This window comes from Arthrobacter sp. K410C (assembly GCF_059090105.1).
In genome coordinates, this window is sequence record NZ_JBNHFJ010000017.1 from 30,058 (window position 1) to 44,215 (window position 14,158).

The 14,158-nt window shown below is 61.0% G+C and carries 18 protein-coding genes; 7 read left to right on the forward strand and 11 right to left on the reverse strand.

The window, feature by feature from the left end; all coding sequences use genetic code 11:
- Positions 1-25: 25 nt before the first annotated feature.
- The 3 genes from AC5RU7_RS17980 to AC5RU7_RS17990 all read right to left on the reverse strand — a co-directional run bounded on the left by AC5RU7_RS17980 (position 26) and on the right by AC5RU7_RS17990 (position 2,508).
- Positions 26-907, reverse strand: a complete 882-nt coding sequence (locus tag AC5RU7_RS17980) for an AlbA family DNA-binding domain-containing protein (protein ID WP_494053373.1) — start codon at positions 905-907, stop codon at positions 26-28.
- 207 nt (positions 908-1,114) lie between these two features.
- Complete coding sequence (locus tag AC5RU7_RS17985) at positions 1,115-1,540, reverse strand: hypothetical protein (protein WP_494053374.1); 426 nt, start codon at positions 1,538-1,540, stop codon at positions 1,115-1,117.
- Positions 1,541-2,079: 539 nt separating this feature from the next.
- Positions 2,080-2,508, reverse strand: coding sequence for a GNAT family N-acetyltransferase (locus tag AC5RU7_RS17990; protein ID WP_494053375.1), 429 nt, complete (start codon positions 2,506-2,508; stop codon positions 2,080-2,082).
- A gap of 101 nt (positions 2,509-2,609) precedes the next feature.
- Between AC5RU7_RS17990 and AC5RU7_RS17995 the strand changes: the two genes are divergently transcribed.
- Positions 2,610-3,290 carry an SDR family NAD(P)-dependent oxidoreductase gene (locus AC5RU7_RS17995; protein ID WP_494053376.1) on the forward strand — a complete coding sequence of 227 codons (681 nt, stop codon included), beginning with the start codon at positions 2,610-2,612 and terminating at the stop codon, positions 3,288-3,290.
- A 155-nt stretch (positions 3,291-3,445) separates the two neighbouring features.
- On the opposite strand, the gene AC5RU7_RS18000 is transcribed toward AC5RU7_RS17995, so the two are convergent.
- The 4 genes from AC5RU7_RS18000 to AC5RU7_RS18015 form a co-directional block, all read right to left on the reverse strand.
- Positions 3,446-4,027: a hypothetical protein gene (locus AC5RU7_RS18000; RefSeq protein ID WP_494053377.1), complete on the reverse strand. Its 582-nt coding sequence runs from the start codon at positions 4,025-4,027 to the stop codon at positions 3,446-3,448.
- Between the two features lie 253 nt (positions 4,028-4,280).
- Complete coding sequence (locus AC5RU7_RS18005) at positions 4,281-4,811, reverse strand: GNAT family N-acetyltransferase (protein ID WP_494053378.1); 531 nt, start codon at positions 4,809-4,811, stop codon at positions 4,281-4,283.
- Between the two features lie 63 nt (positions 4,812-4,874).
- Positions 4,875-5,399, reverse strand: a complete 525-nt coding sequence (locus AC5RU7_RS18010) for a GNAT family N-acetyltransferase (protein ID WP_494053379.1) — start codon at positions 5,397-5,399, stop codon at positions 4,875-4,877.
- Between the two features lie 89 nt (positions 5,400-5,488).
- Positions 5,489-5,854 carry a nuclear transport factor 2 family protein gene (locus AC5RU7_RS18015; protein WP_494053380.1) on the reverse strand — a complete coding sequence of 122 codons (366 nt, stop codon included), beginning with the start codon at positions 5,852-5,854 and terminating at the stop codon, positions 5,489-5,491.
- 143 nt (positions 5,855-5,997) lie between these two features.
- On the opposite strand from AC5RU7_RS18015, the gene AC5RU7_RS18020 reads away from it, so the two are divergent.
- From AC5RU7_RS18020 to AC5RU7_RS18040, 5 genes are all read left to right on the forward strand, one after another.
- Positions 5,998-6,741, forward strand: a complete 744-nt coding sequence (locus AC5RU7_RS18020) for a phosphotransferase enzyme family protein (protein ID WP_494053381.1) — start codon at positions 5,998-6,000, stop codon at positions 6,739-6,741.
- A 123-nt stretch (positions 6,742-6,864) separates the two neighbouring features.
- Complete coding sequence (locus tag AC5RU7_RS18025) at positions 6,865-7,329, forward strand: LysE family translocator (protein WP_494053382.1); 465 nt, start codon at positions 6,865-6,867, stop codon at positions 7,327-7,329.
- A gap of 334 nt (positions 7,330-7,663) precedes the next feature.
- The gene (locus AC5RU7_RS18030) at positions 7,664-8,164 is read left to right on the forward strand and encodes a DUF2199 domain-containing protein (RefSeq protein WP_494053383.1); all 501 of its coding nucleotides are present in this window, start codon (positions 7,664-7,666) and stop codon (positions 8,162-8,164) included.
- Positions 8,161-8,844 (forward strand): hypothetical protein, encoded by a 684-nt coding sequence (locus AC5RU7_RS18035; RefSeq protein WP_494053384.1) that lies wholly within the window; start codon positions 8,161-8,163, stop codon positions 8,842-8,844. The genes AC5RU7_RS18030 and AC5RU7_RS18035 overlap by 4 nt, the downstream gene beginning before the upstream one ends.
- 113 nt (positions 8,845-8,957) lie before the next feature.
- Positions 8,958-9,548, forward strand: a complete 591-nt coding sequence (locus AC5RU7_RS18040; protein WP_494053385.1) for a hypothetical protein — start codon at positions 8,958-8,960, stop codon at positions 9,546-9,548.
- 514 nt (positions 9,549-10,062) lie between these two features.
- On the opposite strand, the gene AC5RU7_RS18045 is transcribed toward AC5RU7_RS18040, so the two are convergent.
- From AC5RU7_RS18045 to AC5RU7_RS18060, 4 genes are all read right to left on the reverse strand, one after another.
- Positions 10,063-10,308, reverse strand: coding sequence for a hypothetical protein (locus tag AC5RU7_RS18045; RefSeq protein WP_494053386.1), 246 nt, complete (start codon positions 10,306-10,308; stop codon positions 10,063-10,065).
- A gap of 256 nt (positions 10,309-10,564) precedes the next feature.
- The gene (locus AC5RU7_RS18050) at positions 10,565-10,993 is read right to left on the reverse strand and encodes a DUF6228 family protein (RefSeq protein WP_494053387.1); all 429 of its coding nucleotides are present in this window, start codon (positions 10,991-10,993) and stop codon (positions 10,565-10,567) included.
- A 15-nt stretch (positions 10,994-11,008) separates the two neighbouring features.
- Positions 11,009-11,932: a serine hydrolase domain-containing protein gene (locus tag AC5RU7_RS18055; RefSeq protein WP_494053388.1), complete on the reverse strand. Its 924-nt coding sequence runs from the start codon at positions 11,930-11,932 to the stop codon at positions 11,009-11,011.
- Positions 11,933-11,998: 66 nt separating this feature from the next.
- Positions 11,999-12,748: a phosphotransferase gene (locus AC5RU7_RS18060; protein WP_494053389.1), complete on the reverse strand. Its 750-nt coding sequence runs from the start codon at positions 12,746-12,748 to the stop codon at positions 11,999-12,001.
- Positions 12,749-13,208: 460 nt separating this feature from the next.
- On the opposite strand from AC5RU7_RS18060, the gene AC5RU7_RS18065 reads away from it, so the two are divergent.
- Positions 13,209-14,096: a DUF695 domain-containing protein gene (locus tag AC5RU7_RS18065; protein WP_494053390.1), complete on the forward strand. Its 888-nt coding sequence runs from the start codon at positions 13,209-13,211 to the stop codon at positions 14,094-14,096.
- Positions 14,097-14,158 lie beyond the last annotated feature (62 nt).

The following is a 14,158-nucleotide window of genomic DNA, read 5'->3' on the forward strand; positions in this document are numbered from 1 at the left end:
GATTACCCCGTCTCAAACCAGGAACTCACCGTCCTGGTGCGGCGCGGTAGCCGTTGACAGGTAGACCCGGATTCCCCCGGTCCGCTGCACCTCGATGTCGAGAAGGCCTGCCTCCCAATAGCTCTGCACATACCGGGGCGGCGTTGGGCGTCCGACCCGGACCGTCTGCTTGTTCAGTGATGAACGCTGTCCCCGCGTCGCGTTCGCGCATGGTTCCCGCTTCGCTGGGATGCAGTCCTGGATCGTTGCCCAAGTTGCCGCTGCCCAACTTGATGACGTCGCGGACTTCCCTGGGTTTCCGAAGGAACTCCAGACCCGCGGTTGGTATCCGACCGAGAGGCTCGGCTACCAGGTAGAGGTGGCCTTGTCTGCTCTGCTCCGGGGTGAGGTAGTCGCGGGCTTCCTCCTGGTCCAGCAGGCGGGCGGCGAGGTCGTCCTGGCTTTGTCGCAGCTGGTGGTAACGGCGGACTTCCCTGTCAGAGAGTTTGTGGCGGCTGGTTTCGCCGCGGCCGTAGTAGGCGCCGTTGGCCATGTGGGGTGCAACGGGGGAGGGGTCAATGTCGATGACCAGGTAGCCGAGGGTCGGCTCGGCCTCTGAGGGTATTTCGAGGGTGTGAACGGTCATGGGCGGATCGATGCTGTTCCTGGCGACGGCATCGACTCGTTCGGGCTGGCCCGCCAGTTCAAGGGGTATGGGGGAAAGGCGCTTCCGGCCGCCGTCTTCGACAATTTCCTCAATGCCGAGGACGAACGTGCCGCCGTCTATCGCAAGGCTGGCGATGGTGGCGGCGATGGCTTCGTTGCGGGCGGTTGCCTTGACTTCCATGTGATGGGTTTCGCGGATGGTTCCGGTTTGAATCCCGGCAGTGATGTCTTGTTCCGTTTGCGGAGTCCATCGGGTTGTCATGGCGATCCTTTGTGTTCTCGGAGGCTGCTTCTTTGACTGTAGCGCTGGCGACTGGAGGGTGCGCCGTCCGGGATCTGTGTGCGGTTTGGGGACTCGACTGGTTTCGGGGTTCACGTCCATTCCGTGCACGTGGGAGCCGAGCTGAGCCTAGCGGGACTTACCTTCAGGTGGACCCGATTATCAGAAGGCAGCGCATCTGGGTCTGATCTATCCGGCCCCGCCGAAGGTGTTCGGGATCGCTTTGCCCTCCGCAGGGGTCATGCCCGAAACAGGGCAAACAACATCCCGGCCGGGAAAGTACAAGAGTATGGAACCGGGGACGGTGGCCGAATACCAGAACTTGACGTCCTTCACCATGGTGTCCCAGGTCTTGCTGACGGCCGTATAGGCGACAGATGCTCCAGGCTCCAGTACGAATTCGCCCATGCTCGGTTGCCCTGGTGGCGGGGCCCAGTCGTAGGTGCCGTAGAGCTCGATGACAATGGATTGTCCACGCTCGTCCAGACCCTGGAAGTTCGGTATGTCATCCTCGCCGACCCCGATGGGTGAGTTGGTGTTGTTCGTGAGGATTCCTCGGCCAGTGATGGTGACCTCAGTCAGATATAAGTCCGGTGTCCCCATGTCGAAAGTCACCGACGTCAATTGAGCGGTAACGGAACCGGAAGGACATTGTCTCCGGACAGGAGCTGGAGCAGGAGCAGGGGCCTGGATTGTTTCAAGGACCGGCGGGGCGGTTGCTACCGGTACCGGCGCTTGGGCCGTGGGTGTCCAGGCAGGCGGCGGAGCTGCGGTGGGCTCTGGGGTTGGGGACCTGGAGGGGGTAACGGGGAATAATCTGGCTTCCGTAGGGGTCTTAGTGACCGTGGCCGCAGCCTTTGCGGGCTTCTTGTTCGATTCCACGATTCCCGCTACTACTGCCCCGGCCGCGATGGCGACTGCAAACAGTGCCAGAACGACGATTAGCGCGACCTTGAACCGGCTTACCCCCTGCGATGCCATACCGGGAGTGTACGTCGGCGTCCGTAAAGTGGATACCTAAGTCTGAGTCTGAGGGGTGAGCTGCGGGCGTTCGATGACGTAGCTGACGTGAACCAGATGGTGGCGGGATTGTCCCGCCCTCGGGTCGGTGAATCTCAATGGTGGAAGAAGGCCCTTCGGCCGGGCTGCACGTTTCAGAGAGTGAGAATGTAGCGGCGTTCCGGCCGGCCTGACGAGTTACGAACCTTGATGTCCGCTGTTCTGGTCCACCCGGCACTTTCGTAGGATGCGATCGCTCTACTGTTGTCCGCGATGACCCAAAGCTCCATTGAGGTGTTCCTTTCCGCGGAGAGTTTTTTGAGGTGGTTGAGGAGCTGGCGGGCGAGTCCTTTGCCCCATGATGCCGGGTCAACAGCCAGGTACAGCACTTCCAGAACGCCGGCGCACGGAATGACGACGGCGAAGGCCCTTGCTTCTCCCTCGACGCGGGTGATCAAGAGCAGGGCCCCTTCGGAGGCAAGGGCTGCTTCGATACCGGGCAGCTTGTCTTCGACCGTTGGGATGGCCGGAAGACGGCCACGGCGTGCGGTGGCGCGAGCCCAGATGCCGGCTGCTTCTCTCATTGCCGTATCCCCCGCAGAAGGCGCAGGAGTCATATCAGGATCCTGTCACGGAAAATCACCGGGACGAAAAAGCACAAGGCCCTTTCGATTAGCCTGATCCGATGAGTAAGCTCGCCGTCGTCACAGGCACAGGTAGAGGTCTGGGCCGTGCCCTGGTGCAGGAGTTGTCACAGTCCGGGTGGAACGTCATCGCCATCGCAAGGTCACTTCCGGAGCCGGCCAAGTTAAAGGACGCCACACTTGTGCAATGGGATGTTCGTAATGATCCCGGCACCGAGCTGACGGAGGCTGTGCGCGGCCGCGCACTCGATCTGCTCATCAACAACGCAGCCCAGGGAGCGCTTCATGCCCCGCTTGGGTCGATCGACCCTGCCCGGGTGCTGAACGCAGTCGATGTGAACGTCGCCGGCCCGCTGCGACTGGTGCAGTTCCTCTTGCCGAACCTGCTGGCGGCGCCGGATCCGATTATCGTCAACGTCACTTCACGGCTGGGTTCTCTTAGCGCCCAGGCCAGGGGTGACTTCGCGGATCTGTCGACCAGCTATGCCTACAAGATCTCAAAGGCCGCCCAGAACATGCTGACTGTTTCTCTGGCGCAGGATCTCCACGGCAGAGTCCGCTGCTGGGCAGTGCACCCTGGCAAACTGGCAACCGCCATGGGACAGGCCGATGCCTCCAAAGACCCCGGCACTGCCGCCCGAGAACTGCGGGAACTTGTCGAATCCGGTGACAGGACGTCGCCACGGTTTTGTTCGCTGGGAGAACAGGACCTCAACTGGTAGACCCTGCTGCCGCCGCCCCCAGGCCGATCCAGCAGCGGACGCCTCCACGGTCTACCCGAGCTGTGTGGGGAGAACCATCAACCCGGCGCATATGCACCGAGGAAATCGTAGAACCACATTGAGGGTCAACATGTAATGCACGTTGTCGGCGCGTCCTAAGCCTTGCAGTAGTCTGTTGCACCCACTGCCCCAAGGGGAACATAGACAGAGGCGTAGTCCAGATTCTCGAGGGCTGACTGAGCACAAGTACTCTTGAATTTATCCGCGGTGTCGCCGTAATGCATGTACAAAACCACTCGCTCATAGTTCAGCGCTGCCGCAGAAACTTGCTCCGCTTCAGCTTCAGGCACATCCCGAAGGATGAGCTCATGCTTGGTACGGAGCACCTTGGTAACCTGACCCTCCGTGATGTCATTCAGCGTTGGGAAGTCCTTGAACCTAATCCCAACTATGGAACCATCCCAAGTGTCTACAAAGCAGGATGCCTGCTTGTTTGCGGCCCAGTTTGTGGAGTATTTGCAAACAGGGCTGTCGGCGGGATAGCGAATATAAACGCCCACGCCTCCATCGTCTTGTAAAAAGAAGGTCCGTTTGCCTTTTGTCGTATTGCCGAACTGCATTGCAGACTCGAAGGATATCGTCAGATCACTTGTGCCGAGGGCGTCCCCCTCAGTTACCGCGACCTTAGTCTTACCAGGGTCTTGCAATAACCAGTCAAAATCTAACGTGTAACCCACACGGTTAGAGTCCGAAGATACGACCTCAAGTTGGGTGAAACCCTCCAGGATGGAATTATCCGGCGTAGGGGTGGGTGCTGGTGTAGATGTTCGCGCAGCCGCAGGTGTCGTTGCTCGAACTGAGTTGCTCGGTTGCTGATCGCTCGCCGAGTCTCCGGCCCCGCAAGCTGTCAGCAATATTGCCGTGCCAACAGCGGCGGCAAAACCGCCTAGGTACTTCCGCATAATTCTTCCCCCAACTTTGGTTATCTCCCTAAGAATAGGACATGTCGTTCAGGTGCTGGAACATAAGGTGGTCCTGCCACGAGCCGGCGATCTTCAAGTACTTCGGGGCGAGCCCGTACTGCTGAAAGCCCGTCCTGGCGAGGACGTTCTGAGAAGAGACATTGGCAACCAGCGTTTCGGCCTGGACCCGATGCAGTTTCAGCTCGTTGTAGGCGGAGTCAACTGCTGCCCTGACGGCCTCTGTCGCCAGTCCTTTGCCCGTCTGGTCCTCCGACAGCCAGTACCCCATGCTGCACGACTGGAACGGGCCGCGGATAATGCCGCTAAGGGTCAAGCGCCCAGCGACCCTGCCACCATCGTCTAAGACGACCCAAGGCATGGCCTCGCCACGCCCGTGACGTGTCAGAACTGCCTCGACGTCCGCGCGCTGCCCCTCCACAGTGAAGTAGTCATCATTTCGAAGGGGATCCCAGGGCGACAAGAAATCGCGGTTGCGTATCTGCAGTTCGGCCAGAGCTTCACAGTCACCGGTGGTAATCAGTCGAATACGTGAGGTCATGGGTCCAACCTTTCCAGACCAGATCCCACTCTCGTTTTCATAAACATCCGCGTGTATGTGCTCTTAGCGCAGCACGTACTCGTACCAGTCATGGCCGTCGCCAGTTATGGCACTCGATTTCGCCAACTTGAAGCCGGCTCGCAGGGCTACTGCTGCGGATGACGCGTTCAATGGGTCGGCCCGGATCAGCGCTGAATGGACACTGGCCTCTGGCCGCAGGAACTCCAGGGCGAGGCGCACTGCCCGGGTGGCGAAGCCACGTCCACGCCATGCGGGATAGAGCCCGTAGGCCAGATTGGCTTGATCGGAGCGGTAGGCATCCTGGCGGAGTTGGACGTCTATGGTTCCGATGAGGGTATCTTCGGCCAGGAGCCGGACCGCGAAAGTAAATACCGGTCCGCCGTCCTGCCACATCTTCTCAACGCGCTCGATGTGCCGTCGGACTGACTCTTTAGTGCCAGGGCCTCCGTTCAGCCAACGCACCAGCTCAGCATCCTCCCCGGCGAGATGGTCGGTAGCATCCCCCACGTTTAGAGGGCGAAGCGCAATGACTCCATCGCTGATTACACCTTCGCCGGTCCCCAACATGGCTCAAATTCTAGATCGTCCCAGCAGCCGAAGCTGGTCTATCTAAAACGTGTGCCACGGAACCGGTTGTTCTGGCCGGTGCAGTCGCTCTACGAAGATTCGATAAGCGGTCCGGCGTGGCCTGCAACGAGTTTCCAGGTTCCCTCGTAAACCCAGACCTGGGTCATTGGCATGCGGTAGTGCCTTCGCCCCGCGCTGTTCGATACATCATCCCTTACGGTGCAGGTAAGCACAGCCGCGGATCCCAGGATCGTGATTTCCGGCTCTTCAAGAACCTGAGCGTGCCACGTGTTTTGGCCTTCGATGTTGGATTTGACGTACGTATCGCGGTCAAAGTGGTGTCCTTTATGCGAAACCCATCGAAACTGCGGGTGCAGCAGGCGGCGTAACTGCTCACCGTCGCGCCTCCTCAGAGCGTCGGCTCGGGCCAGGGCAGCGTCCAAAACTTCCTCCATGTTCACAGTGTGTCAGGCATAAGCACCCACGAAACGACTGAAGGTGACTGTCGACCAGCCCGTGTCCTTGGGCCGGCGATGTCATATCCTGCCGCATCGAAAGTGCAACCGGATACCCGTGCAGTGACCGCTAACCTGTTCACGTGGGACAAAAACGCGAGGTCCGCATCAACCGTGACTTCGTTGAGCGGCCAGCCAAACCATGGACCCCCACGGTGCACGCCTTGCTCAGGCATTTGAGAGGTTCGGGTTTGCCCGTTCCCAAACCGATCAGCATCCACGGCGACCTCGAATACGTGACACTCATCCCCGGTGAAGCCGGCGTGGCTGCGTGGGACCAGCAGCTCAGAGACGAGTCGGTCCGCTCTGCGGGTCGGCTGCTGCGCAGGGTTCATGATGCAACACTAGGTTGGGAGCCTCCCGCAGATGCGAAGTGGGCGGTGCCGTTCTCAGCCGGCGATGTGATTTGCCATGGCGACCCGCAGCCTGCGAACTTTGCGTGGCGCGACGGTGTTGCCGTCGGTCTGTTCGATTGGGACGTCGCCCGCCCCGGTGACAGGCTCAGCGATGTTGCATATGCCCTTGAATGGTTCACGCCGTTTGAGGACGACCCAACAGAGCTCCGAACCCGCAAATTCGATGAAACCTTGGACCGGGTAGCCAGGATCAGGGCGTTTCTTGATGGATACGGTTGGGACGGACCGCTTGATGTGGTGTCAGCAGTTATGGCCCGACAAAAGACAGCCATAGATGAGGTTGTCTATCTCGGCGGTCTGGGGCACCAGCCCCAAGCGGAGTGGGTGGCGGCAGGCTGGCCCGACCGGTGGATTGCAAAGCTAGACACGGCTCGGCGGGTGGGTAAGGAAATCGGCAATTATGTCAATTGACGAAGTCCGTCGCCCCGTCGGTGGCATAGGTTGATCTGATGGCGATCTTCTCCTTGATCTTTTTTGTGCTGGCCGGGGCCGGCACTCCGGGGCAGAACAACACCATCACCAAGGCCTCCGGTCATGCTCCTCCTGGTAGGAGTCGGCCTGGGCCATGTACTCAATCAATGGCCCATCATCCTGGACATCCTTCGTCCGATAGGTGTCCTTTACCTTCTGTACTTGGCGTGGAAAATCGCAACCGGACCCACCGATCTGTCTCTCAAGCAGAGCGCGAAACCGCCGGAATTCATTCAGATGGCACTGTTCCAGATCGTCAACCCAAAAGCCTGGACGCTGGCAGTCGCCGCCCTGAGTACATTCACTGGCTTCTGGGACTCCTTCATTCTGGAAGTAGTAGTGATGGCAGTGATCTTTGGTGTGTTCGGCCTCCCGTGCACGGCAGCCTGGACGCTGCTGGGTGTGGGAGCTGGCCGAGTGATGTCCAAACCGAGGCACATGCTCATATTCAATTTCGTCATGGCCGCTCTACTCGTCGTCTCCGTGATACCCGCTATCGGGGTGACATGGAGGTCACTACCCTTCTGAACCTTCAGGAGCATTCCGTGCAATAAATTCCCCACCGCGTGCGCACGTCGATTCCACGCATTCACGATGGCCGATCCTCCAGCGGAGGCGGGTCCGGCCTCGTTATCGAGGACTTCCGAATCGATGAGCGGGGCGTTCCCCTTGATGAGAACGACGTCCTATCGACGCCTCTGCCAAAATAGGGAGTTCCGACTTATGTGGTCAATCCTATAAATGGCGGGGGCGCCGGGGCGCCAACTGTCAGTCGTAGGTGACGAAGCATGCACTCGGGCACTTGCCCGCGCGCATGCCATATCTCCACGTAGACTCGCCTGAAACATCAATTGGGGGAAGCATGTTCTTTGGGAAGAAGCGCTCGTGCGGGATGTGCGGACAGGCGTTGGCAGCGCACGACAGGGATGTCCGCTTCCGTCTACCAGAGCCAGTCCTGAACAGCCCCGAGCAGCACCGGGCCGAGGACAGTTGGCTGAGCGACCCGGACCCCAACAAGGCCACCCTCATGCAAATCCCGAACATCAGTCCGTTCGTCCGGGCCCTGCTCCCCATCAGGCTTGAGGGCGGGCACGAGTTCCGGTTCGGGGTTTGGATCGCCATCCACCCCGACGACCTCCAGCACGCCTGCCGGGTCTGGAACGCGCCTGAGTACGCTGACCTGAAACTTACCGGCTACCTTGCAAACAAGATCCAGCCCTGGGGCCTCTACAAGGTCCCGGTAAACCTCGCCGTGATGAGCACTGACCACACTCCCTACTGTGTGGGCAGCTCGCACGAGGAGCTCAACGACGTGCTGACTACAGTGTGGCCGCACGACATCCTGGCTTCTCTCCCGTCATGACCCAGCCGCAGGAACGCCGCCCCTGGATATTCGCAGCAGCCTGCGTCATGGTCGTCGCGCTAACGCTCCTGGTGTTCGGCCTGACCCAAGTGCCTGTGATCGAGCTGCTGCCCTGGTACATCGCCGCGTACCTGCTGATCGGCGCCTGCATTTTCGGGCCCACTGGCAAGATCTCGCTGCGTCAGGCAGTGGCATTTCTGCTGCCCGGCGTGGCGCTCGTGGTGTTGGCGCTGCTGGACCTGGGGTTCTGGTGCGGCGGCTGGCTGCTCGGGCTACCGGCCTGGGGCCTGCTGTTGACCCGGTGGACGCCGGAGAACCGGCTGCGGGCGATGCAGGTCCTGACGTTCCTGGGGCTCCTGGTGCTGGGCATGGCAATCTTTACGTTCAACATCATCTGGGTGGTCTTTAGCTTCACTGTCTTCCTGCTGCCGGTAATCCCACTGTTCCGGCTGGCCTACCCCGAGTACAGAGCGAGGCGCCTGCAGGCTGTGATGGAAGTTCTCCTGGCAGTGGCTGCCGTCGTGGTCGCCGTGGCGATTCCGACGCCCGAAGGATCGTGGGCTGCGCCATGGATGTACGCGGGCGGAGCCGCCACGGCAGGACTGATGATCACGTACTGGGCGACCCGTGTCCCCCGCCGCGCTCCCAGGCTGCGCCGCGGCGATGGGGCGGTCGTCTAGGCCCGTCTCATCTCATTAGATATGGCGCCTGTAGGCTCCGTGCATGGGAAACTGCCACGACCGTCGCCACAACCGGAAGTCTTGGCCCATTATGGCGAAGGGGTTCGATCCGCGTGAACAAGCGCCAGCTGGGTACGTCGTTTGGGCTGATCGGTATAGCAGTCCTATTGGTCAGATTGGTGATTCAGCTCGATGAAGCCCTTAGCTACCCGGACGGCCTTAAGGTTCTGGGGGTCGCCATGCTTATCATCGCGGTTGTCACACCGCCGTGGCTCTGGTGGGTGTTTTACAAAGCCAGGACATTCAAAACCTGGCTGCAGCTGAACCATCCCGGAGCCCTGGTCGTCGATACCTTCTGGACAGGGAAGGAACTCGGAAGATTCCTCAAGAAGGGACCTTTGACTTCAAAGACGAAAGGGTCCGGATTCATCCTTGACTTGGTCGCAGACGCCCGCGGCCTGCAGCTGGTCCGACAGCGGAGGCAACCTGTCTATTTCGGTCTGGTGCCATGGGAGCAAGTCATTGCTGTCAGGATGGAAACCCTGAAGAGGCCTTTGAGTCGCCGCCCACTGTTGGTCATCGAGATCGACTCGTGGGACACACCCTACGTAGCAGTAATCCGTATGGTCCCTTCCGGAAGGCAGAACAGGGAAACCGGAATGGCGCTTGCAGACATGATCCTGGCAGCCCCGCATCTCCAATAGATAGCCCGACGCCGCCGCCGGGCTAGACTGGGTCGGGTAAGGACGGATTGGGGGATCCAGGGCGGCGGCAGCCGCCGCTCCGCTGGTCGGTCGCAGCCAGCGAAACCAAGGACGACCGTGACCTTCTTCCAGGACCCTGCTCAGCGGGGTGAACTGATCCAGATCTCGCCGCTTAGCAGAGTTTCTGCCAGACAGGCGGCAACACGAACTGCGTCTTCCTCGGTAGAACCAGGCAGAAGTTTTATGCCGAGATGCGAGGAGGGCAGGTCGGCGGTCACTAAGGCGCGTTCAACGCTTGGATCCACTTCGCAGGGTGCCAGGGTGTCGTGACGAGGGTGGGTTGCGCCGACGTTCCAGGACCCGTCATGGCTGCTGGAGCGCTTGTACGCATCTGACGAAGGACCAGCAGGAGCAGCGCAGCCGGCAAGGAGCAAGGCGCAAAGCAGCAAGACCATTCGTGAGGGGTTGCCCATACCTAATCCGAGAGAGGAGCCGAAGTGCTCCAGCCGTCGGGCTAGACCTCGCCGGCAGCTTGCATCGCAGCGACTTCCGCCAGCACCGCGGCAACCTCTGGCGCTTCACCGGCGGCAATAGCGTTGTCCACGTCGCCCTCGATGCTAAAAGTCAGGCCCTGCTCGGCCGTCCAGTGCGTGCTTACCTTCCACTGCCCGCCCTCAAAGACGGGCCCCTCCCAAAATCCGCCGTGCTCGGAAATGTCCTCGACGCCGACCTCGTAGAGCTCCGCAATGCCGTAGGGCATCCGGAACCCTGCCGGGGGATGTAAACGGTCCCGTAACCAGGCTTCCAGGATCGTCCCATCGTCGTGCAGCAACTCCTCAGCAGTTACGCCCAGCTTGTCAGCAAGATCGCCATGGGTCGGTGGAATGAGTAGTGATGGTGATACTCCTTCTTGGTGCGTTGGTATGACATCGTCAGCAGATACGGAGGGATGGTCCCAGCAGGCGCCCGAGTTGTCCGCGGCCCATCCGATATAGCCGGCTGGATCTTCAGAGCGCTCAGGGGCCCTCATCAATGTAGCCCCGGTAGGAGAAGAATTCACCAAGTGCTTCAGTGACTTGAGCCAGTTCTTTTCCAGCATCCAACGTAAGCAGGCCCCGGACAGACCAGGTTCCGGGGAATGAGGGATCCTGCAGGATAAGACTGAGCTGGACGCGGCTGCCGGTATGTTCCGCGCTAAGCAGGAGGTCGCCCTCCAGGGATTTGTACGACTTGGCGCCTTCCCAGCCGGACCAATGGCTGGCCAGGTCCTGGAAGAACGCCGCGAGGTCGTCGAAGCCGTTCCCGTAGTGGGCTGCAACTTCTCTTCGCGCCTTGAGGTTCTCCAACTCAACGGACACCAACACGCTTTCCGGTTCTCCGCTGGATGACCGCTTGACCTCGTCGAATGTGAGGCGCTGCCGGCGTCCGATCTCTACTTTGTGCATGGCCCTATTCTGGTCTCACGAACGCTGGGTCTGCCCCAATACACTGTCGCGGCCGCTGGTGAACCCGCCTTTGATGGCTTCGTGGGCAAGCTCCGTGAGGCGCCAATCCCGTAGCTCCTCGTGGGCGGTGATAGTGACTACCGCGTTGTGTTCCTCATTGATGACCACGTACTGCCCATACTTGCCGTCCAGGCGCCAGCAGTCGCCGGGTCCGTCCCACACTGCAAGCCCGTAGCGTTCGAAGGGCGGACCACCGCCGGTTTGCACCCAGGAGGCGTGCATCCGGTCCACCCATGCTGGGTCCACGAGCTGCCGGCCTTCCCAGAGTCCGCGGTCGCGAAGCAGACGGCCGATGCATGCGAGTTCTTCGGTTCGCAGTTCCAGGCCGCTTCCTCCGATTATCCAACCCAGCGGGCACCGGTGCCATTGCGGGTTGTGGATGCCCAGCGGGTCGAACACTCGCGGCATGAGCCAGTCGTGAACATCGCCCACTGCTGCACCCAGCATGCGCATCGCAACGTAGGTGCTCGCGTCGGTGTACTGGAACACCGAACCCGGGCCCGACGTCGGCCTTCGCAGCATCTCCTGGGCCAGGTCCGGCCACGGCACTTCCTGGTCGCCGAACCAGGCGAAGTCGATCCCGCTCGACATCGTCAGCAGATGCCGAACAGTCACTGTCTCCACGCCGGCACCGAGCCCCATCGTGGGAAGCAGCTCAGGCACTGTGGTCTCGAGCGACAGAATGCCCTCGTCTATCGCCATTCCAAGCGCGAGTGCGCATACACCTTTGGACACCGAGTAAATGTTCTCCCGGTCGTCGCTGCGCCACCGGTGTTGTGCCGTTTTCTCGCCGATCAGGACATGCACACCGTAGGCGCCGAGTCTCTCTTCGTTGACGGCGGTAACGAAGCGCTCAAGAAAAGACAGGGCATCAGACATCCCCACAGTCTGCCAGCTCATCGAGGAGTGAGCTGGAAGCCGCGGATGCTGTCAGCACAGAAGTTTCTACGCGAGGGCCTGCTCCCATGCTGGCTGGTTCCGGCGGACGTAGTCAGCGGCTGCCCGCCAGTGCTCGCCGTGGCCGTTCACGTACATGTCAGCCCAAGGCTGGAAGCCTGTCCTGTGGGAAGACTCCAGGAGGTTGTACATAGCGGCGGTCCGTTTCGCCATCGCCTCAGGCAAGGCTCGCCGGAGTGCTTCATCAGCTCCGTAACCGTCCACCACTGCCCGCAATCTCAGCGCAGCCTGGTCCACCGGTTGCCCGTCAAAGAGCACGCCGAAAGACTGGGCAGCGTACGCCAGATCCCACAGCCTTGTGCTTGGACCGGCTGCGTCCCAATCGATGAAGACCCACCGCTCCCCCATGATCAGGTTCCAGGGAGCCAGATCGTTATGGCACATCAGGTCCGGGTTTTCTGCCGGCAGCAGCATGGTCCACCCTTCTGTGTCGGGAAGGGCCATGCCTTCACTGGCATCGTGGATCTGCCTTATCAGACTGCCCACCCTCAGGAGCTCATCGTGGCCAAGCGGCAGTTCATCCAGCGCCGACACACCTTCCACGTACTCAATGACGTGACGCCCGGCTTCATCGCGGCCGAGAGGCCGGGGAACGTCGACGCCCGCCGCACGAAGTACGCCCAGATAGCTCTGCACCGCTGCGGAGTTCTCCAGCCATGGCTTCCGGACGGTGCCGCCGATACGCACCACGCTCTCTGAAGCATTACCACCAGTCAGTTCATGCTCTTCTGCTGTCACACACAGAACGCTACCGGGCGGCAGACTGTTGCCCAGCACCGCTTTGCTTGCCTCGCCCCACCTATGCCTATTGGGCGGGCTGCGGAGCCGGGACGGAGGAAAGCTCGCTAGAAGTAAGCCGGGGAGGCGTGCGCTGGCCCACGACGTGGCCGCAAATCGGCTCAGGCGCTTGGGCTGTAGTGGTCGGGGCGTTCGGAGGGTGCAGGCAACCGTCACTCACCAGGGACAGCCGGCGGCTACCACCCCGGATGAGGCGGACATCCCCGTGCATCCCTGGGGTAGATTCGTCCAAGGCGGCACCGTGCGCCCAAAAGGGGGAAAGATGGGATTCTTCACACGTAAGACTCCTCAGGTCTCAGTTCATCCGATTAGCGGGTTCTGGCAATGGTGGATATCGAAGGGCGCCGCCCTGTTTGATGCCGCGGTGGTGACTGGTCAGTGGGGCAAACTTCCCGATGAGATGAGCGCCCGACTCGCGGCTGTTCATCCGGGCTTAGCCTGGGACACCGGCCCCGGCTGCACGGCCCGCAACCTGCTTACTGTCAGCGCGGAGGGCGATGCGGCAGTACGCCGCATTGCTGAACAGTGGCTCCGGGCAGCGCCGGCTGCGGATGCTTCCTGGGAGTTCGCCGCTGCCCGCCAGCCGGTTTCCGGAGTCCTCGAGAACTCCATCGAGGTCGATGGCCACCGCCTCCACCTCAAGGAGACCCGTTTCAGCATCACGGAAGATTCTGAGCGTGAAGCCCTGGACATCTCTGTTCACCATCCGCTCTTCAGCACAATGTCCGGGCAAGGCCCCCTCCAGGTTTCCTTCCTGCTCCTCGACTGGCTCCTTGGTGAGGACGGGGTGGAACGATGGATTGGCACGATCGACACAACCTGCTCCAACAATGCAGCCACCGCAACAGCAGCAGATCTAACGGCTGCCGTCAGTGCACTGGAGGCGCAACAACAACCAGACAACTGGGTTGTGATGGAGGGACGGAACCCCAGTGGCGGGAGGTTGATCGTCAGCGCCCGCCGGCCACTGCGCTGGATCGACTACCCACTCTTCGATCTGCACACGGCAGTTCATCTCCCCTACCGGGAGAAACGGGACGACGGACTGCCCACGACAGATTCGCTCGATGTCCTCCGCGGACTCGAGGATGCCATCTCAGAATCGTTGGGATTCCGGGGGCTACTGGTCGCCCACGAGACGGCCGCCGGCGTGAGGACGCTGCACTACTACTCCGACTCCGAAGACCAGAACGGGCGCGATGCGATCGACCTTGCTGCTCGCGCCGCAGGCGGGACTACCCAACACAATTCTGACCCGGGCTGGACCCAGGTACGTCCGTTCTCCTGAAGACCAGGGCAAGGGCAGGTCAACATAAGTGGCACCTCTACCAAAACAGCTGGCAGCAGCTG